This window comes from Moorena producens 3L (assembly GCF_000211815.1).
Classification (GTDB): domain Bacteria; phylum Cyanobacteriota; class Cyanobacteriia; order Cyanobacteriales; family Coleofasciculaceae; genus Moorena; species Moorena producens.
The window spans coordinates 20,472-38,191 of sequence record NZ_GL890971.1 but is presented as its reverse complement, the minus strand read 5'-3'; the positions used below and the strand labels follow the sequence as shown (position 1 = coordinate 38,191).

Here is a 17,720-nt window from a genome sequence, read left to right as displayed (position 1 = left end):
CCACCCCTAGGGTGTGTTTTCAAAGTTTTCCGCAAGATATTAGATCCCCCCCAGCCCCCCTTATTAAGGGGGGAGCCATACTCAAAGTCCCCCTTTTTTAAGGGAAACGGGGGTACTCGGAGTTTGAAGACACGCCCTAACCCCTCCCAGGAGGGGAAGAGGGAACAGGGAAAAAATCCTGTGTACCTCATTAGGCTAGAAACCGCTATATTAGTCTCTAGAATCCTTCCCGATTCCCGATTCCCGATTCCCGATTCCCGATTCCCGATTCCCGATTCCCGATTCCCGATTCCCTGTTCCCTAATTCCTAGTTCCTAAAGTTGCCAACTTCGGTGAAATTTGATGAAACTTATCGAAACAGCTGTCCGCTGGCGACACGGAACATTTGTTCTGTTCTGCCTCCTAGCCCTATGTGGCATCTTAGCCCTATTCCAGCTTCCCCTAGAACTTAGACCAGGAGGCGATACCCCAGAAATTACCATTAGCACCTCCTACGCTGGAGCAGGACCGACTGAAGTAGAAGACCTGATTACTAGACCGATCGAAGAAGCCGTCGAAGAAGTCACAGGGGTTAAAGAAATTACCAGTAGCTCTCGGCCTGGACGCAGTCGGATTTCTCTCGAATTCAATTGGGGAACAGATATTGATGCTCGCTTAGTAGATGTCTTGAGCAAATTACAGCGAGTGTCCTCTCTACCTCCAGAAGCGGGAGACCCCTCTGCTGAAGTGGTCAGTGGTGTTAGCAGTCCCATGATGTGGATTGTCCTAATGCCCAAAGAAGGCTATGATTCTGACCCAGACCATTACCGTGACTTGATTAAAGATGCCATCGTACCCAAGTTACGCCAAGTCGAAGGAGTAGCTCAGGTTCTTACTCCTGGGGGACGGGAACGGGAAGTGGAGGTGATTGTAGACCCGAAAGCCTTAGCTGACCGCAATCTAACCCTTTCTAATGTCGTGAATACTTTGCGCAATAATAACCGCAATATTCGGGGTGGACCGATGGTAGTGGGAAGACGGGAATACCGAGTCCGCACCGTCAGTCGCTCTGAGGATGTGAAGGAGTTGGAAGGGTTTGTGTTGCGCCGAGACCAATCAGGAACTGTCTATTTGGGGGATGTAGCTGATGTCGAAATTGGTCGCAAGCTTGAAAGTACGGTTCTTGTAGCAAATGACCAACCAACCGCTGGCATTGGTATCGAAAGACGAATTGGTGCCAATGTCCCAGAGATATCTAAGGGGGTCAGAGCAGTACTCAAGAAACTGGAAGCCCAACTGGAACAGCAAGGGGAAGGTGTCCAGTTCTTAATTAACTACGACGAGAATGACTATATTAACCAATCTATTGCGTTAGTGCAGCAAAATTTGATCATGGGGGCAATTCTAGCATCCCTAGTGTTGCTGCTGTTTCTCGGGTCATTGCGAACCGTAGCAGTCATTGCCCTTACTATTCCGACTACTATTATTACCGTCTTTATTGTCTTAGCCTTGCTAGGTCGGTCTCTGAATGTGATCAGTCTGGCAGGATTAGCCTTTGCGGTCGGAATGGTCGTAGATAATGCCATTGTGGTGCTAGAAAATATCTTCACCCACATGCAACGGGGAAAAAATCCGCTCCGAGCTGCTATTGACGGTACTCAAGAAGTGTGGTCAGCTATGCTAGCCTCTACTCTGACTACCGTAGCAGTATTTGCTCCCATTGTTTTAGTCACAGGGGAAGCAGGACAGCTGTTCTTTGATATTGGTATTGCTCTATCGACATCGGTATTGTTTTCCCTGTTTGCAGCTCTGACCCTAGTGCCTATGCTATCGGGACTGTTTCTTAATCAAGCGGAGGCGCAACAGATTTTGCAGGGGATGGGGGATGTCGGCACCCAAGGTTTAGACCCAAAACCATTGCGCCCAAAGCAGCGAAATAGAGGAGCCAAAATCCAAAATGTCCTAGTGCTAGCTGTAGCCAAAACTTCAGCAGTGTTTCGAGTATGGCAAGGCAAGCTAGAGGGATTTTTATTAAAAACCGTGCGTTGGTCTCTTGGTGGCAAACGGATCGGAAGGCGTTTGGCTGTGTTGTTGATTCCTGTAGTATTGCTCTTTGTCAGTATTCGGTTACTCCCCCCCATGGATTACCTACCAGAAGGGAACCGTAATTTAATTATGTGGTTAACGGAACCCTTTCCAGGCACCAGTATTCCAGAATTCCTACGGCTATCTCAACCGGCCAGAAAGTTTTTGGCACAGCAGCCGGAAATTGACCGAACCTTGCTATTAGCAAGCTCCGGATGGAAAGCAATTTTTGTCCTTCTCAAGCCAGAGTTAGCTACCGCTAGGAATCTCGATGACATGGTGAATCGGATGGGAAAGGTAAAGTCTAATTTCCCTGGTTATCGCTTTGTGGTTGCCAGGCGCACTGCCATTTTTCGGAATCCAGGCAAGTCCTATAAAGTGCGTCTGGTAGGACAAGACCTGGATCAATTAAACCAGTGGGGTCAGGATATTACTAAGCAATTGCGCCAACTGGACGGTGTGCGCAATGCTCGTTCCAGTTTTGTTACTGGTGCGCCAGAATTACAAGTAATTCCCAATCGGGTGCGACTGGCAGAAGTGGGCTTGTCAGAAGCTGAGTTAGGGAGAATGGTTGAAGCTGCTCTCGGTGGGATTAAAGCCTCAGAATTTGTGGATGGTAAACGGGAACTGGATGTGACCGTTGAATTACAACATACCGTTGTCAAAACCCCAGAGCAGTTGCGTCAGTTAGTGATCTATACTCCCAATGGTGGGCAAGTACAACTAGCTGATGTCGCTGAAGTAGTAGATACCACCGGACCCGATCGGATTGACCGAGTGGATTTACAGCGTTCTATTACCCTAACCGTTAGTGTCGAGCGCTCAGCTCCCTTAGGCAAACTAGTTCAACAGACAGAGCAGCAAATTCTCAAACCCTTCCGGAAAAACCTACCTGCTGGCTATCGTGTCGAGTTAGCTGGTTCGGCAGATTTGCTATCGGAAACGTTAGTGCAGTTGGGGTCAATCTTTATTCTGTCTTTAGTGATTACCTATCTGTTGCTAGTCGCACTCTACCATTCTTTTCTCTATCCCATCGTAATTATGGCAACCGTACCGATAGGATTAACCGGAGCGTTGTTGAGTTTGGTGATAGTGAACAGAATTCCTGGTGTTTTGGTACCACTGGATATGATTACTGGGTTGGGATTTGTGATTCTGACTGGAGTTGTGGTGAATAATGCCATCCTTTTGGTAGACCGAGCCTTGCAATTACAGCGAGAAGGAATAGATTACGATACATCGTTGTATAAAGCTGTATGCGATCGCTTACGACCGATATTCATGTCTGCTGGAACTACAGTACTGGGAATGTTACCGCTAGCAGTAATACCAGGGAAAGGAGCTGAATTATATCAAGGGTTAGGGATTACCTTGACTGGGGGATTAGCTTTGTCTACATTACTGACACCTACAGTAGTTCCAGCATTGATGGGATTATTAGGAGACTTTAGGGGTCAGAAGCTGAAACCTTCTGAGGTGAATCATAAGGAAGAATCCCGTGAAATGGTTAGAGTTGATTAATCTGACGTTGCTGATTCAGTAACACCCATATCCTCACCCTGACTAGGCGTTTGCTACCATATGAAATAGCAACCTGATAAAGTCTATGACTCTAGCAATTGCCCTTGAACCCGCACCTATAGAGACAGATGGCTATGGTGTTGTACGAGTTGCCAAAACTCGTGTCACCTTAGACACTGTTGTGACTGCTTTTCTTGAGGGATGCACGCCAGAGGAAATTGCAGAGCAATATCCATCGCTACAACTACCAGATATCTACTTGGTTATCGGTTATTACCTCAGACATAGAGCAGATCGCCATGAAAGTAGCCACCACATCTGTTGAAACCAATCCCATTGTGTTGAGGATGCCCCCGGCATGGGCTATGGATGATGATCAATTTTTTGAGTTTTGTCAGATTAATCGAGATTTACGAATTGAGCGCACATTAGACGGAAAAATAATTGTTATGCCCCCCACAGGAGGTGAAACATCTCAAAAAAATTCCAACATTAATTTTCAGCTACAGTTGTGGAATCGCCAAACAAAGCTAGGCAAGGTATTTGAGTCTTCTGGTGGCTTTAAGCTGCCCAATGGTGCAGAACGTTCCCCTGATGCTTCTTGGGTCAAAAAAGACAGGTGGGAAGCCCTAACGCCTCAACAAAGGAAAAAGTTTATTCCTCTGTGCCCAGATTTTGTGATTGAGTTGCGCTCTCCCAGTGATAGGGTGAAGAGTATTAAGGAAAAGATGGAAGAGTACAGGTCAAATGGCGCTCTGTTGGGGTGGTTGATTGAGCCAAATAGTCGTCAAGTATATATTTACCGTCCTGGGGTAGAAGTGGAGCAGTTGGACAATCCAGCTACGGTGAAGGGGGATGAATCAGTGCTGCCTGGTTTTGTCATGGTCATGGAAGAAGTTTGGGAAGGCTGAACAACCCTTTAATCCCATTGGAATACGCGATCGCTTACTAGCTAGACGCAATAAATCCAAGTAATCCCAAATGGCTCGATTCCTCGCAGATGAAAATTTTAATGCCAAAAGATTAGTTCCTTAATTGATAATGGGTAATGGGTAACTGACCTAACTGTACCTGAGATGATTCCTAAAAAAAATCGTGTAGGTTAAAAATGTATTCAGTAGAGTCATCATGTTGCAGCAACTCCTCACCTGGATCATAGCCCTAGCCCTAACCCTATCCACTACCTTACTACCCATTGCTCCTGCCTCGGCTAACCCAGTCCAAACCGAGAACGTCGAGGTGCAATTGATCAGCGAAGTGATCAATATTCAACCTGGAACCCCCTTCTGGGTAGGACTACACTTCAACATCAATCCCGGCTGGCACACCTATTGGCGAAACCCTGGTGACTCGGGTCTTGGAGCTACCCTGAAGTGGACCCTACCCCCCGGCTTTGAAGTGGGAGACATCGTTTGGCCCTATCCCCAGCGGTTACCCCTTGAGCCATTAATGAACTTTGGCTATGAAGAAGAGGTTACCCTACTCAGCCAAATCACACCCCCAGCCAACCTAGCTACTCCCGATTCTCTTCAACTGGGCGTAAAAGCGGATTGGCTGGTTTGTGAAGTAAACTGTATTCCCGAAGAAGGCACCTTCAACCTCACCTTACCAATTACCTCTAGACCTCCCTTAGTCAACCAACGGTGGACACAGGTATTTGAGCAAGCCCGTCAAGCTCTACCCAAACCCTCCCCATGGCAAGTCACAGTCACTATCGAACCACAAGACTTAACTCTGCAAGTTGAAGCCCCGGAAATGGAAGAGGCTCAAATCCAAGAGGTGATCTTTTTCCCACATCAAGACGGTATCATTACCAACCCAGCGCCCCAAATCGCAGAACTGAATCAAGATGGAATCACCTTGCGATTGCAGCGAGGCTATCTCAGGAAACTCGACCCCATCACTGGAGTGCTAGTGATTCGAGAATCCCTAGATAACCAATCCGTAGTCCAAGCCTTCACCATTGAAGCCGCAGTCAGCAATGAAATAGGCAAAACCGCCCCAACCCCAACCCAACCCCGATGGGAAGTGCTGCTGCTAGCATTACTCGGAGGCATAATCCTAAACCTGATGCCCTGTGTCTTCCCAGTGCTATCCCTCAAAGCACTCAACATAGTCCAAAAATCCCAGAAAAGTCCCAAGCAAGTGAGACGCCATGCGATCGCATTCACTGCAGGCATTCTCGTCAGTTTTACCGTAGTGGCCAGTGTGCTATTAATTTTGCGATCGCTAGGGCAACAAATCGGCTGGGGATTCCAGCTACAATCCCCCGTTTTCGTTACCTTAATGGCATATCTAATGTTTGCGGTTGGCTTAAGTCTATCGGGAGTCTTTATCTTCGGTGCTTCCATCATGGGAATTGGGCAACGATTAACCACTCGCTCAGGATACATCGGGGAATTTTTCACAGGAGTCTTTGCCACCGTAGTCGCCACTCCCTGCACCGCACCATTCATGGCAACCGCCCTGGGAGTAGCCCTGACCCAATCCGTACCGATAGCGATCGCAATCTTTGAAATGCTCGGTCTTGGGCTAGCCCTGCCCTACCTAGCCATTAGCTTCACCCCAGGATTGCAGCGTATTTTACCCAAACCAGGAGCATGGATGGAAACCTTCCAACAGCTTCTGGCATTCCCCATGTACGCCGCCACCGCCTGGTTAATCTGGGTATTAGTCCAGCAAACTGGAACCAACGGTTTAGCAGCTGCCCTAACAGGGCTAATCCTAATTGCCTTTGCCACTTGGCTGCACCAAAAAACCCGCCTACTCCCCCCTCTAGGAAAGCATCTTGGCTCAATCTGCGCCTTAGTCGCCCTAGGATTTTCCCTGAGCTTAGCCCAAGTTTCCACCACCACTCCTACTGCACTGACCCATAATCAAAATAACGGCATCAAATGGCAAGGCTATACAGCTGAACGACTAGTTAAACTAAGGCAATCAGGAAGCCCAGTATTCCTGAATTTTTCAGCATCCTGGTGCATTACCTGTCTAGTTAATGAGCGTGTCGCCCTCAACCAGCCAGAAACCATAGCCGCCTTCGAGTCTAAAAAAATTGCCCTACTCAAAGCAGACTGGACTAATCGTGACCCAGCCATCACCAAAGCTCTAGAATCCTTCGGGCGTAGTGGCGTACCCCTTTATGTCTTGTATCCACCAGACTCAGAATTTACCCAGCCCATTATACTACCTCAGATTCTATCCCCAGAGCAAGTTCAACGTGCCATCAAAAATCTATAGCAAAGGAAATAGGGAGTAGGGAACAAAAATTATCACAATTCCTACACAGATCCTTATATAAAATTTAGGTAGAATTTAATGAAATGGCCAATAACAAGTAACAAGTAATAATCAACAATCAACAATCAATAATCAACAATCAGCCATCAAAAAACATGAACAACTTTCTCAAATTTAACGGTCAGAAAATCACCACCACTGGATTAGTAGCCCTAGCCTTAATTATCACTGGATGCCAGACTAATCCCCTCACCAAAGATGCCAAAAATACAAGTCAAGTATCCACCGCAATTGCAGCATCATCACCATTACAGATTGATGGAAAAGCACCAGAATTCACTGGAGTTGACAGCAACAATACCACCCACAAGCTCAGTGATTTCAAAGACAAAGTTGTAGTATTGGAATGGACTAATCATCAATGTCCCTTTGTCCGCAAACATTACAACAGCGGTAACATGCAGAAACTTCAGAAAGAAGCCACCAGCAAGGGAGTAGTCTGGTTATCTATTATCTCCTCAGCTCCAGGAAAGCAAGGTCATGTCACCCCTCAAAAAGCCAATGAATTGATTAAAAGCAGTAGCGCTAATCCCACAGCAGTAATTATAGACTCCGAAGGCACCATTGGTCGTCTATATCAGGCTCGCACTACACCCCATATGTATGTTATTGATACTGATGGAGTTTTAAAATACATGGGAGCAATTGATAATAAACCCTCAGCTAATCCAGCCGATGTAGAAACTGCTAGCAACTATGTCCAAGCTGCTGTGGATAGTGTTATTACTAATAAACCAGTAGAAACAACAGTCACTCAGCCTTACGGTTGCTCAGTTAAATATAATAATAGTTAAAGACAGCGGTTTTTAATTCGGTGAGGTACTTTTGTTATGGGTTTTAGGGAGCAGGTAGCAGGTAGCATGAAAGAGGAAAGAGGAAAGAGGCAAGATGCAAAAAATTCTGTGTACCTCATAGCTATGAAAAACGCTAGATTATATTTGAATACAATAGCTAAAGGTTCAATATCAGCTGAAGAAAACCCCTCAAACCCCAAGATAATCTGACCAATTTCCCCACGACTAGCTCGCTGAGTCACTTGGACACCCAAATCCACCTGCTTGAGGATCCTTCGCGCCTCTAACACCAACGCTCTACCAGCTTCAGTTAGTTGAATCTGGGGCTTAGTACGGTGAAAAAGCTGTACCCCCAAGCTTTCCTCAAGGCGTTTAATTTGACGACTCAAAGGCGGTTGAGCAATATGAAGCCGCTCTGCAGCTCGCCCAAAATTCATTTCTTCGGCCACCACTAGAAATGTCTTAAGATGATTAAGTTCAATGTTAGATAGCATCAGTCATACCTTTAGAGGTATCAAGTCCCTCCAAAAATTATATTAGACAAAATTAAAATTACTACCTAAGCTAGTAATATAAGCTTCTAGGGAGTAAAAACATCAAGTAATTAAGAGCATAAACTGCGTTACCAAATTCTAGAATTAGCCAGGGTAATAGCTCCTAGTTAATAGGTAATTTATAAAACTATAGTTGAGAGGATAAAGATAGTCATAAAGTGCGAATTAATTGCTTATTTATTCAACACTAGATATCAAATTTTTGCTTGGTATTGATATCTAGTTTGACCTAGTGGTGCGTTACGGGACGGGCTTTACCAACGCTTACTACCAGGTGGAAAATGAGTTCGAGCCCTTCGGTGGTGCGTTACGGGGCTATTGGCTACGAAGTTGAAATGATGGCAAGGCGCGCCCCTAACGCACCCTACACACTTCAACCTTCAATAAAACAACCTTCAACCTGTAAACCTTCAACCTGTAAACCTTCAACCTGTAAACCTTCAACCTGTAAACCTTCAACCTATCAACTTTAAACCTTCAAATAACTAACTATGAACGAACTATCACCATCAATGGGATTAAAAGAAGCAATAGAAGAGCGTCGTGCTGCCCGTTCATTTCGTCTTGATCCAATTCCCACAGAAATCTTAACAGAAATTTTTAGCTTAGGAGTGCGATCGCCTTCCGGTTTTAATTTACAACCCTGGCGCTTTATAGTCGTACAAGAGGAAGCTAACAAAGAAAAATTAAGAGCCTGTGCCTTTGATCAGCGTCAAGTAACAGAGGCTCCAGTTGTATTAATTTGTTGTGGCGATAGCCGAGTTAATCAAACCGATTACATTGAATCGGTGATTCAAATTGGTAAAAATGCTGGTGGAGTCAATGATGCTTATGCAGATATTATGCGTAGCTCCATTCCTCAATTGTTTGAGTATCATCCCTCGTTTCAATCCACCGAAGCCTGGACAAATCGTCACACTATGTTAGCCGTTGCTCATTTAATGATTGTGGCAAAAAGCTTTGGGATTGATACTTGTCCCATGGAAGGATTTGTGTCTGCTCAAGTTAAAGAAGCATTTAACATTCCTGCGGAAGTAGATGTGTGTTGTTTACTCCCCATGGGATACGCCGCTGAACCCTGTCTTGATGCAGTCGCTCATGGGGGAAACCACGGCAGTCGCTCATGGGGGGGACCCCCAAGACCGCGCTGCCTCCCCAAGACCGCGCTGCATCGCTTTAAACTCTATGGTGGACGGTTTGATATCGAACAAGTTTACTATGGGGAGAGCTTTGGAGAATCATTCCAAGTGTAGTACTCCTCAAAGTTTATTAATGACTAATTACAAGATTTGGAAACAAACCCGATGACTGTAACCACAAACAATCAGAAAGTAATCAAAATTCGTAAATCCTCTGAAAGAGGACACGCTAATTACGGTTGGCTCGATTCTTATCACACCTTTTCCTTTGCTAACTATTACGACCCCGCTCATATGGGATTTGGCAAACTGCGGGTAATTAATCAAGACCGGATTGAAGGTGGAACTGGCTTTGGAACTCACTCCCATAGAGATATGGAAATTATTTCCTATGTCCTAGAAGGAGCCCTTGAGCACAAAGATACCCTTGGCAATACAACCGTTATTCGTCCTGGTGAAGTGCAACGGATGAGTGCAGGAAAAGGTATTGCCCACAGTGAGTATAATTATTCAGCCACTGACATCGCCCATTTTTTTCAAATCTGGATTCTACCGAATCAAACTCGATTAATACCAAGCTACGAGCAGAAATTTTATGCACCAGAAGAAAAGCAGAATCAATTAAGACTAGTTGCTTCAGAGGATGGACGGGATGGTTCTGTGACCATTCATCAAGATGTTAATGTCTATGCCACGAATCTGGATGCTGGTGCATCAGTAATAACCCATGCTAATCAAGATCGTCATATTTGGGTACAAGTAGCACGAGGTCAGGTCAAGTTAGATAATTACTTGCTACAAGCTGGTGATGGTGCTGCTATTTCTCAAGCAGAATCTGTGATGTTAGTGGGTCAAGAGCAAGCAGAGGTGTTGCTGTTTGATTTGGCTTAAATCGAGATATCTGAGCATCTGTACATTTGAAGTTACTGGTTTGCCATTGGCTAAAACCTTGATTTTTACTTTCACTTGGGTAAGTCCTATCGCCATTCTTGATAGCGGTAAACAAAAAGGGTTTCAGGCTAGATTGCCCCTGGTGACAGCTTCGCTAGTTCTACCCCTGATCGATCAAACTCCATCGAAGATCCGACTATTAATCCAAGCTACTAGAGCAAAGCGGGTTCCTCGTGTAACGGGCTGTACCTGGTGAATCCAACTGGATGGGAAGAGTGTTGCTGAGCCTTGCTCTGTGCTAGCCACTTGTACAGCTTTCCTAAAGATGAGACTTCCCCCCTCATAGTCTTCAGGTGGGCTAAGTTGAACGACAATGCTGATACGGCGTCCACCAATTACACCTTTGTTGACATCAGTATGTTCCTTATAATGACCTCCGATCCCGTAACGTAGGAGAAGAATTGGTTCTGAAAATTCCTTCTCAATATTGAAGTTAAATACCTCGTTAGCCTGATCTGCACATGCGATTAGGCGTTGATAAAGCCAGCTATACTCAGTTAATTGAGGGATCTTGAGAAGATGTGCCCATCGATAAGAACGGTCAATTACTTGCTTAGAGTAGTCATGACCGACACGAATTTTTGCTTCTTCCAACTCGTGCTTCGCTGCATCTTCAACCAGGTCAACACACTCTCCAATAGAGAGAACTCCAGGGAAGGTCATTAAATGTTGATGAGGGGGTTGAGGGCTTACCACAATAGACATCAGATAATTTCCTATGGGAGAATTTAATGTTTCATCTATCTTCGGCGTGGAGACTCCCGTTATAGCGAAGCTTAACGGTGAGAGGAAACGCCGCCCTGCTCTATTGTATGACTTCACAATAAGTGGTGTATAATGTGAGTATGATTCAACGTGCCTATCGCTATCGCTTTTATCCAACGACCGAGCAAGAAACTCTCTTGCGACGGACACTGGGTTGTACTCGGTTGGTTTACAACATGGCTTTAGCAGCTAGGACTCAAGCTTGGTATGAGAATCAAGAACGAGTTGGGTATGCACAAACATCCTCAATGCTAACAAGTTGGAAAAAGCAAGAAGAGCTTAGTTTCCTTAATGAGGTTAGCTGTGTACCGCTTCAACAAGGCTTGAGGAACCTTTCGGCGAAGCCGACGCTACGCGAACAAAAAGCCTTTGCGAATTTCTGGGCAGGACGTGCTAAATATCCCAATTTCAAAAAGAAACATAATGGCGGTAGTGTTGAATTTACTAAGTCGGCTTTCCGTTGGAAGAATGGGCAAGTGTTTTTAGCTAAATGCTCTGAGCACTTGCCAATCCGATGGAGTAAAAAAATACCTGAAAATTGCACTCCTTCTACTATTACTGTCAAGTTGGATGCTAGAGGACGTTGGTATGTATCTCTTCTGGTAGATGACCATACTATTAAGCCTTTTCCAAAAACTGATAAGTCTATCGGTTTGGATGTGGGCATAAATAGCTTGATCGCTACTAGTGACGGAGAAAAGATTACTAATCCCAAGCACTTTAAGGGGTTACACCAGAAATTAAGACGTGTTCAAAAAGTACTGTCTCGCAAGAAAAAAGGTTCTAACAACAGACAAAAAGCTAGACTAAAAGTAGCTAAAGTACATGCACACATAACTGATACCCGTAAAGACTTTTTGCATAAGCTGACTACTCAACTGGTACGCGAAAACCAAACGATTGTCGTTGAGGATTTAGCTATAAAAAACATGGTGAAGAACCATAAACTTGCCCTTGCTATTAGCGACGCTAGTTGGGGGGAATTAACTAGACAACTGGATTACAAATGCCAGTGGTATGGTCGAGACTTAATTAAGATTGACCGATGGTTTCCTAGTTCTAAAAGATGTGGGAACTGTGGGCATATCGTTGATAAAATGCCGTTGGATATTAGGGAGTGGAAGTGTCCTGAATGTGGGATTATCCATGACCGTGATATCAACGCGAGTCAGAATATTTTGGCGGCAGGACTTGCCGTGTCAGTCTGTGGAGCGAACATAAGACCTGACAACCATAAGGTTGAAGGGCAGTTGCGAAAATCCCGTTCGCGTAGCGTCGGCTTTCTCGAAACGGGAAGGAAACAGAAACCTAAATCGTGAGGTTTAGGAATCCCCCACTATAGCGGTAGCTTAGTGGCGGGAGGATGTCAAAGAGAGAAAAGCTACAAGAGTCCGTCGTTCCCCTCGAACAACAGGAGTCACCTCGTGGAGTAGATCACCTGCACTGAGTACCATCTGAGTTGACAAAGGATGATATATATTGGTAGACCCTCCTTGATCATAAACAACTAGATCGCCACCTTCATCAGCTTCCTGAAGATGAATAATAATTGCTAAATGTCGCAGTGGATCGGAATCATTATCATAGTGAGCACCAATATAGCCTCCAGGTCTCATAACATTCAACTGAATGCGTCGAATTTCTAGAAATTTAGCACAGGTTATGAACTGAAAAAAGGCCTTCATTGGCTCCTTCAGGAGGATATTTTCAATCACTGTGCCAGTAGAGGTAAGAGTTTGTAGATAAGGTGTATCGGTCTTCAGACGACCCACTTCTAAGTTGTGAGTTTCCCCTCTGTCACCCACAGTAACCGAGCGAGTAGGAGTCTTGCAGGAAATATTAAGAATACATTGATAGTCTTCAGGGGTCATTGGAGTTTCATTAAGGGATAGAACCAAGACTCCATACTTGGCAAACTTATAGCGCAAATCACTATACTGAGAACTAAGCTCCAACATCTAAGTTTCTTCTAGCCTCTAAAAACTCTTTCTTGAACACCAAAACCTCCAGGAAGCTGAAGATGTAGAGCATAAGACTGATAGCATAAAATCCATTCTTCAGCCAACTTTCCCCCTGGCTTGATCATACAATCACTAGACTGATAGCATAAAATCCATTCTTCAGTCAACTTTCCCCCTGGTTTGATCATACAATCACTCAATATTCCTGGGCATCACTATTGAATCATGTTTCGGTAAAACCCAAAATCTGGATTTTACCGAGTCAAACAACACAACTGAGATGCACCCATTCTTGATAGGGGTAAACACAGATAGTTTGTAGGAATACAGCAATGTTTCCTACAAACTATTTTTGATTCATATTGTCTATTCACATTATAACTAAGAATATGACTACGTTCTGGTAATAGGTAATAGGTAATAGGTAATGTGTAATGGGTAATGGATAATGGATAATAGATAATGGATAATGGGAAATGGGTAATAGTAAGCCAATAACCAATGACCAATAACCAATGCCCAATTACCAAGTAACTATCTTTAGCCTTCTTTTCCCTCAGTCTTATGACTAGGATTTTTTACCTTGGCGTTTCTGTACTGACGTTAACCCCATAACTCCGAACGCAAACAGCGTACCTACTAAAGTTCCTGGTTCTGGTGTGGATACACTGCCTGATGGTGGCCTCGGTGTGTGTGTAAGTCCGCTGATAACAAAGACAACATCGTTAAAGTCTTGGTCTCCTGAATCATGGGCTTGCTGGGATATCCAATCGTCTTCAAATCCTAGCATCACAAACTTTTCCCCTCCAAATTCAACTTCATAACCCAAGAGATGATGAATCCGTCGAGATTGAATCTGCCGAGCTTGAATTCGTCGCGGATTTTTTCCCGATTGGAACCAAAGTACTTGTCGTTTTCACGATTATCATTGTACCCATCGGACTTTATGAAAAACTCAATAAAGGTGTCACCGACAAAATTCCCCAGATTTACACCTTGACCAAGTGCCAAAAGACCATCGTCGTTAGGGAGAATGCTCAAGGGAGAGGAAACATCATCAAAAACTATTTCTTTACTGTTACCATTATCCACAGAATAGAATAGTTGATTTCTGAAACCGGCTCCTTCGTTGATAAAAAAGACTTCCACATCGTTGGCACCACTTTCCCAGCGCAGAAAATTAAAATCGATTTCAGGCAAATCCTCTTGATTTATCATTAATCTTTCTTCATTTACGAAATCGTTAAAGTATTACCACTGCTCATAGGTTAGTTTTGGTACGTAATTCCCTGAATTGCTATACTGTTGATTGTATTCTTGCTCAGATACATTTGCAGATGCTTGATTGGCAGAATACAAAACTCCTAAAACAGTAGCGGTCGCCATTAATCCAGAAAGCAGTTTATATTTAATGAAATTGACTTAACTGATTAGACACTTCGTGGTTGTATAAATTAGGGAGTATAGAGCTGTTTTGTCTGTGCATTCCCTCTTATTTATCAGTGTCTCTGTCCGATGTATAGCGTTTCCTTTATGATTCGTGAAATATATTGGCCGAAGCTATCGCTATAACCCAAGCCCTGCAAGGATTTACGATTTTACCAATTTTACAAATGATTTAGGATTGCTATATGCGATCGCGTTTATGAAGATTTGATGCCAGGTTTAACTTTTGTATAAATTTTAAGGATGATAGCTGAATGCTTACGCTAGGAGTATTATGGTTGTTCCTGAGATTGTTGCAGCCACCCTTGGCAGTACTGAATCAGGGTCCCAATGCGATCGCATACTCCCTTCTGCCTCAATTTGGCTGTCTGGGCACTCCGGGATGCCTGCAGAAGCATCAGGTCATTTTCCAATAATCGGATCTGTTTGTGAATTTCCGTTTTTAGGGACTGCCATCGAGAGGCATAATCCAGAGGTATGTCTGAGGCACTAATACTAGCGATCTCAGTGATGAACAGCCCCTTTAGTGCTTGAAACTGCTCCTGAATTGCTGATCGGGCCACATCATCAGCGCCAAATTTGTAGTACATTTGTTCTAGGGCTTGTTGGAATTCTCGTAATCGTTGATTATGTGATTGAGATAACATTGTGAGCCCTATTAGCGTAAAATTATAAATGTAAAGAATTTTTTCTTTTTAAAGACAGGGCAGTTACCAAACCAACAATTTGGCTCTGCCACTTAAATATTGGAGGAAGCTTCCATCTCTTTGAACTTGAGCATCCGGACAGCATTCTGGCTTGACGAAAAAGGAGGGTGAGAGGAAGCTTTACTTAAACCGACTGCTGAGAAGGGTTTGGCTGCATCGACAAGCTTGCCACCCTTCTGAGTCAGTACTCATTTTGGTAGACTTCGGTTTTCCTAGACTCCGGTATCTATTTTTTCTCTGAGGGGCAAATAATTATGGACGCGATCGCCACCTACTCTATTTTGAATTTTAACGTCGAGATTCCTGACTGGCTGCAAGATTGCTTAAGAGCCGCTTCATCAGCGGCAGAGGAACCAGTCGGTGATCATACTTTGTTAATCGCTGAGGCATTTAAATTTGCTTACCAACTCCATCAAGGTCAGTCCCGCAAATCAGGAGAGCCTTACATTGCCCATCCTGTTGCAGTGGCTGATTTATTAAGGGATTTGGGAGGCAACTCTACTATGATAGCGGCTGGATTCCTCCATGATGTAGTTGAAGATACGGAAATTACTCCAGAAGAAATAGAATCCCGGTTCGGAGTGGAGGTACGAAATTTAGTAGAAGGGGTAACCAAACTATCTAAATTCAACTTCTCGAGTAAAACTGAGCGTCAAGCCGAGAACTTCCGCCGGATGTTCCTGGCCATGGCAGCAGATATTAGGGTAATCGTTGTCAAACTGGCAGATCGATTACATAATATGCGGACGTTGGAATACTTGAAGCCACAAAAACAGGGTCAGATTGCCCAAGAAACTCGAGATATCTTTGCCCCCCTAGCCAATAGGTTAGGAATTGGTTGCTTCAAGTGGGAACTAGAAGATTTAGCCTTTAAGTATCTCGAAAGGGATGCTTATCGGGAAATTCAGTCGTTGGTAGCAGAAAGACGCTCAGACCGGGAACAGCGCCTCAAGGAAGTCTCAGAACTTTTGCGAGAGCGCATTCAGAAAACCGGTGTTCATTGCGTTGATATTAGTAGTCGCCCCAAGCACCTGTATGGAATATATCAGAAAATGCAGCGGCAGAACAAGGGGTTTCATGAAATCTATGATATTGCTGCAATGCGCGTGATTGTGGAAACCAAAGAGGAATGCTACCGAGCCTTAGCCGTTGTTCATGATCTGTTTAGACCAATTCCAGGTCGGTTTAAAGATTATATTGGTTTACCTAAACCTAATCGCTATCAATCCCTCCATACCGGAGTGATTGGGTTTAATGGTCGCCCGATCGAAGTCCAAATTCGCACCCTGGAAATGCACCATGTGGCGGAATGGGGTATTGCTGCTCACTGGAAGTATAAGGAAACCGGTGGCTCTAATACTACCAAATTCACGGCTGATGATGAAAAGCTGACTTGGCTGCGGCAGTTATTGGAATGGCAGAAAGACCTGAAAGATGCTCAGGAATACATGGAAAACATCAAAGATAACTTATTTGATGAAGATGTCTATGTATTTACACCAGATGGTGACGTAGTCGCTTTGAGTCGGGGGGCAACTGCCGTAGACTTCGCCTATCGGATTCATACCGAGGTGGGAAACCATTGTGCTGGTGTACGAGTTAATGGTGAGTGGCGGGTACTCGATTGTCCTCTAAAGAATGGGGATATCGTAGAAATTCTCACCACCAAAAACGCTCACCCTAGTCTAGATTGGCTCAACTTTGTGGTAACAGCCAGTGCCAGAAATCGTATTCGGCAATGGTTTAAGCGATCGCATCGGGAAGAAAATGTGGCTCGGGGTCGGGAACTCTTAGAGAAGGAACTTGGGAAAAAAGGATTTGAAGCCTTGCTCAAATCAGCACCAATGCAAATTGTGGCGGAGCGCTGTAACTACCACAAAGTAGAGGATTTACTGGCTGGCCTGGGTCATGGTGCAGTGACACTCAACTTTGTAGTGAAACGACTAAGGGAAGAACTACACGCTGGTTTAGACAATCAGCCAGAAGAAAGTGAAGTTATCCAACAGTATTCTAGCTCTACCCCCATTAATCTCCAATCCCAACTTCCTAGTAAGACACATCCTATTGCTGGTGTAGAAGGACTACTGTATCGCCTTGCTGCATGTTGTAACCCCTTACCGGGAGAATCTATTATTGGGGTAGTCACTCGCACTAAGGGGATTTCCATTCATCGGCAAGGATGTGTGAATGTGGAAAATGTTTTAGGAGAAAGACTAGTACCGGTCAGCTGGAATCCCACTGATGTCGATAACGGACGTCCCCAAACCTACCCGGTAAATGTGCAAATTGAAGTCATTGACCGGGTTGGTGTCTTCAAAGACATTCTCTCTCGCTTAAGTGACCAAAACATTAATGTCCGTAAAGCTCAAGTCAAAACTCAGTATGGCAAACCAGCTCTAATTGACCTGTGCATTGATATTCTCGATCACCAACAACTCAACTGCAGCTTTGCCAAAATCCAACAAATGAGCGATGTGTTAAATATCCGACGTGTTTCTCAGGTGGAGGAATGTCATTGAAG

At 44.4% G+C, this 17,720-nt stretch carries 18 protein-coding genes and 1 pseudogene; 11 read left to right on the top strand and 8 right to left on the bottom strand.

The annotated features are described in order from the left end of the window. Positions 1 to 180 precede the first annotated feature (180 nt). The 6 genes and pseudogenes from LYNGBM3L_RS44670 to LYNGBM3L_RS30610 all read left to right on the top strand — a co-directional run bounded on the left by LYNGBM3L_RS44670 (position 181) and on the right by LYNGBM3L_RS30610 (position 7,676). On the top strand, positions 181 to 318 hold the full coding sequence (locus LYNGBM3L_RS44670; protein WP_154659972.1) for a hypothetical protein: 138 nt from the start codon (positions 181 to 183) through the stop codon (positions 316 to 318). Between the two features lie 24 nt (positions 319 to 342). Continuing rightward, a complete protein-coding gene (locus LYNGBM3L_RS30630) occupies positions 343 to 3,585 on the top strand; it encodes an efflux RND transporter permease subunit (protein WP_008190558.1) in 3,243 nt (1,080 codons plus the stop codon). A gap of 85 nt (positions 3,586 to 3,670) precedes the next feature. Then, positions 3,671 to 3,886 (top strand): annotated as a pseudogene (locus LYNGBM3L_RS30625) (DUF433 domain-containing protein); the annotation flags it as partial. Then, complete coding sequence (locus tag LYNGBM3L_RS30620) at positions 3,885 to 4,496, top strand: Uma2 family endonuclease (protein ID WP_008190555.1); 612 nt, start codon at positions 3,885 to 3,887, stop codon at positions 4,494 to 4,496. The pseudogene LYNGBM3L_RS30625 and the gene LYNGBM3L_RS30620, both read left to right, overlap by 2 nt. A 217-nt stretch (positions 4,497 to 4,713) precedes the next feature. Next, entirely contained in the window at positions 4,714 to 6,822 is a 2,109-nt protein-coding gene (locus LYNGBM3L_RS30615) for a protein-disulfide reductase DsbD family protein (RefSeq protein ID WP_008190553.1), read from the top strand. Between the two features lie 155 nt (positions 6,823 to 6,977). Next, the gene (locus tag LYNGBM3L_RS30610) at positions 6,978 to 7,676 is read left to right on the top strand and encodes a redoxin domain-containing protein (RefSeq protein WP_008190551.1); all 699 of its coding nucleotides are present in this window, start codon (positions 6,978 to 6,980) and stop codon (positions 7,674 to 7,676) included. On the opposite strand, the gene LYNGBM3L_RS50695 is transcribed toward LYNGBM3L_RS30610, so the two are convergent. Further along, the gene (locus tag LYNGBM3L_RS50695) at positions 7,673 to 8,170 is read right to left on the bottom strand and encodes a LysR family transcriptional regulator (protein WP_008190549.1); all 498 of its coding nucleotides are present in this window, start codon (positions 8,168 to 8,170) and stop codon (positions 7,673 to 7,675) included. The two genes, LYNGBM3L_RS30610 and LYNGBM3L_RS50695, sit on opposite strands and share 4 nt — an antisense overlap. A gap of 341 nt (positions 8,171 to 8,511) precedes the next feature. Between LYNGBM3L_RS50695 and LYNGBM3L_RS44665 the strand changes: the two genes are divergently transcribed. Genes LYNGBM3L_RS44665 through LYNGBM3L_RS30595 form a run of 3 tightly spaced genes read left to right on the top strand, consistent with a single transcriptional unit; the run spans position 8,512 to position 10,260 of the window. Beyond that, on the top strand, positions 8,512 to 8,703 hold the full coding sequence (locus tag LYNGBM3L_RS44665; RefSeq protein ID WP_071986973.1) for a hypothetical protein: 192 nt from the start codon (positions 8,512 to 8,514) through the stop codon (positions 8,701 to 8,703). Positions 8,704 to 8,721: 18 nt separating this feature from the next. Continuing rightward, complete coding sequence (locus LYNGBM3L_RS30600) at positions 8,722 to 9,483, top strand: nitroreductase family protein (protein ID WP_044495520.1); 762 nt, start codon at positions 8,722 to 8,724, stop codon at positions 9,481 to 9,483. Positions 9,484 to 9,534: 51 nt separating this feature from the next. Continuing rightward, positions 9,535 to 10,260 carry a pirin family protein gene (locus LYNGBM3L_RS30595; RefSeq protein WP_008190546.1) on the top strand — a complete coding sequence of 242 codons (726 nt, stop codon included), beginning with the start codon at positions 9,535 to 9,537 and terminating at the stop codon, positions 10,258 to 10,260. A 174-nt stretch (positions 10,261 to 10,434) separates the two neighbouring features. On the opposite strand, the gene LYNGBM3L_RS34430 is transcribed toward LYNGBM3L_RS30595, so the two are convergent. Next, positions 10,435 to 11,025, bottom strand: coding sequence for a 2OG-Fe(II) oxygenase (locus LYNGBM3L_RS34430; protein ID WP_008190544.1), 591 nt, complete (start codon positions 11,023 to 11,025; stop codon positions 10,435 to 10,437). A gap of 140 nt (positions 11,026 to 11,165) precedes the next feature. Here LYNGBM3L_RS34430 and LYNGBM3L_RS30585 point away from each other — a divergent pair, with 140 nt between their 5' ends. After that, complete coding sequence (locus tag LYNGBM3L_RS30585; protein ID WP_071986982.1) at positions 11,166 to 12,404, top strand: RNA-guided endonuclease InsQ/TnpB family protein; 1,239 nt, start codon at positions 11,166 to 11,168, stop codon at positions 12,402 to 12,404. A 30-nt stretch (positions 12,405 to 12,434) separates the two neighbouring features. On the opposite strand, the gene LYNGBM3L_RS34425 is transcribed toward LYNGBM3L_RS30585, so the two are convergent. The 6 genes from LYNGBM3L_RS34425 to patD form a co-directional block, all read right to left on the bottom strand. Next, positions 12,435 to 13,043, bottom strand: a complete 609-nt coding sequence (locus LYNGBM3L_RS34425; protein ID WP_008190538.1) for a 2OG-Fe(II) oxygenase — start codon at positions 13,041 to 13,043, stop codon at positions 12,435 to 12,437. A 396-nt stretch (positions 13,044 to 13,439) separates the two neighbouring features. Beyond that, complete coding sequence (locus LYNGBM3L_RS49150; RefSeq protein ID WP_267872118.1) at positions 13,440 to 13,562, bottom strand: hypothetical protein; 123 nt, start codon at positions 13,560 to 13,562, stop codon at positions 13,440 to 13,442. Between the two features lie 52 nt (positions 13,563 to 13,614). Then, positions 13,615 to 13,836: a PEP-CTERM sorting domain-containing protein gene (locus LYNGBM3L_RS30570; protein WP_008190534.1), complete on the bottom strand. Its 222-nt coding sequence runs from the start codon at positions 13,834 to 13,836 to the stop codon at positions 13,615 to 13,617. After that, on the bottom strand, positions 13,836 to 14,264 hold the full coding sequence (locus tag LYNGBM3L_RS30565) for a hypothetical protein (RefSeq protein WP_008190532.1): 429 nt from the start codon (positions 14,262 to 14,264) through the stop codon (positions 13,836 to 13,838). The genes LYNGBM3L_RS30570 and LYNGBM3L_RS30565 overlap by 1 nt, the downstream gene beginning before the upstream one ends. A 33-nt stretch (positions 14,265 to 14,297) precedes the next feature. Then, positions 14,298 to 14,432 carry a hypothetical protein gene (locus LYNGBM3L_RS49145; RefSeq protein WP_008190529.1) on the bottom strand — a complete coding sequence of 45 codons (135 nt, stop codon included), beginning with the start codon at positions 14,430 to 14,432 and terminating at the stop codon, positions 14,298 to 14,300. Between the two features lie 332 nt (positions 14,433 to 14,764). Continuing rightward, the gene (patD, locus tag LYNGBM3L_RS35160; protein ID WP_008190528.1) at positions 14,765 to 15,139 is read right to left on the bottom strand and encodes a heterocyst frequency control protein PatD; all 375 of its coding nucleotides are present in this window, start codon (positions 15,137 to 15,139) and stop codon (positions 14,765 to 14,767) included. 314 nt (positions 15,140 to 15,453) lie between these two features. Between patD and LYNGBM3L_RS30555 the strand changes: the two genes are divergently transcribed. Further along, the gene (locus LYNGBM3L_RS30555; RefSeq protein ID WP_008190525.1) at positions 15,454 to 17,718 is read left to right on the top strand and encodes a RelA/SpoT family protein; all 2,265 of its coding nucleotides are present in this window, start codon (positions 15,454 to 15,456) and stop codon (positions 17,716 to 17,718) included. Positions 17,719 to 17,720 lie beyond the last annotated feature (2 nt).

Coding starts and splice junctions, on each gene's coding strand:
- LYNGBM3L_RS30570 (WP_008190534.1), bottom strand. CDS start 13,836: ATGCTAGGATTTGAAGACGATTGGATATCCCAGCAAGCCCATGATTCA.
- LYNGBM3L_RS30555 (WP_008190525.1), top strand. CDS start 15,454: ATGGACGCGATCGCCACCTACTCTATTTTGAATTTTAACGTCGAGATT.
- LYNGBM3L_RS30630 (WP_008190558.1), top strand. CDS start 343: ATGAAACTTATCGAAACAGCTGTCCGCTGGCGACACGGAACATTTGTT.
- LYNGBM3L_RS30600 (WP_044495520.1), top strand. CDS start 8,722: ATGAACGAACTATCACCATCAATGGGATTAAAAGAAGCAATAGAAGAG.
- LYNGBM3L_RS30565 (WP_008190532.1), bottom strand. CDS start 14,264: ATGATAAATCAAGAGGATTTGCCTGAAATCGATTTTAATTTTCTGCGC.
- LYNGBM3L_RS34430 (WP_008190544.1), bottom strand. CDS start 11,025: ATGTCTATTGTGGTAAGCCCTCAACCCCCTCATCAACATTTAATGACC.
- LYNGBM3L_RS50695 (WP_008190549.1), bottom strand. CDS start 8,170: ATGCTATCTAACATTGAACTTAATCATCTTAAGACATTTCTAGTGGTG.
- LYNGBM3L_RS30610 (WP_008190551.1), top strand. CDS start 6,978: ATGAACAACTTTCTCAAATTTAACGGTCAGAAAATCACCACCACTGGA.
- LYNGBM3L_RS30585 (WP_071986982.1), top strand. CDS start 11,166: ATGATTCAACGTGCCTATCGCTATCGCTTTTATCCAACGACCGAGCAA.
- LYNGBM3L_RS49145 (WP_008190529.1), bottom strand. CDS start 14,432: ATGGCGACCGCTACTGTTTTAGGAGTTTTGTATTCTGCCAATCAAGCA.
- LYNGBM3L_RS44665 (WP_071986973.1), top strand. CDS start 8,512: ATGAGTTCGAGCCCTTCGGTGGTGCGTTACGGGGCTATTGGCTACGAA.
- LYNGBM3L_RS30595 (WP_008190546.1), top strand. CDS start 9,535: ATGACTGTAACCACAAACAATCAGAAAGTAATCAAAATTCGTAAATCC.
- patD (WP_008190528.1), bottom strand. CDS start 15,139: ATGTTATCTCAATCACATAATCAACGATTACGAGAATTCCAACAAGCC.
- LYNGBM3L_RS30620 (WP_008190555.1), top strand. CDS start 3,885: ATGAAAGTAGCCACCACATCTGTTGAAACCAATCCCATTGTGTTGAGG.
- LYNGBM3L_RS34425 (WP_008190538.1), bottom strand. CDS start 13,043: ATGTTGGAGCTTAGTTCTCAGTATAGTGATTTGCGCTATAAGTTTGCC.
- LYNGBM3L_RS30615 (WP_008190553.1), top strand. CDS start 4,714: ATGTTGCAGCAACTCCTCACCTGGATCATAGCCCTAGCCCTAACCCTA.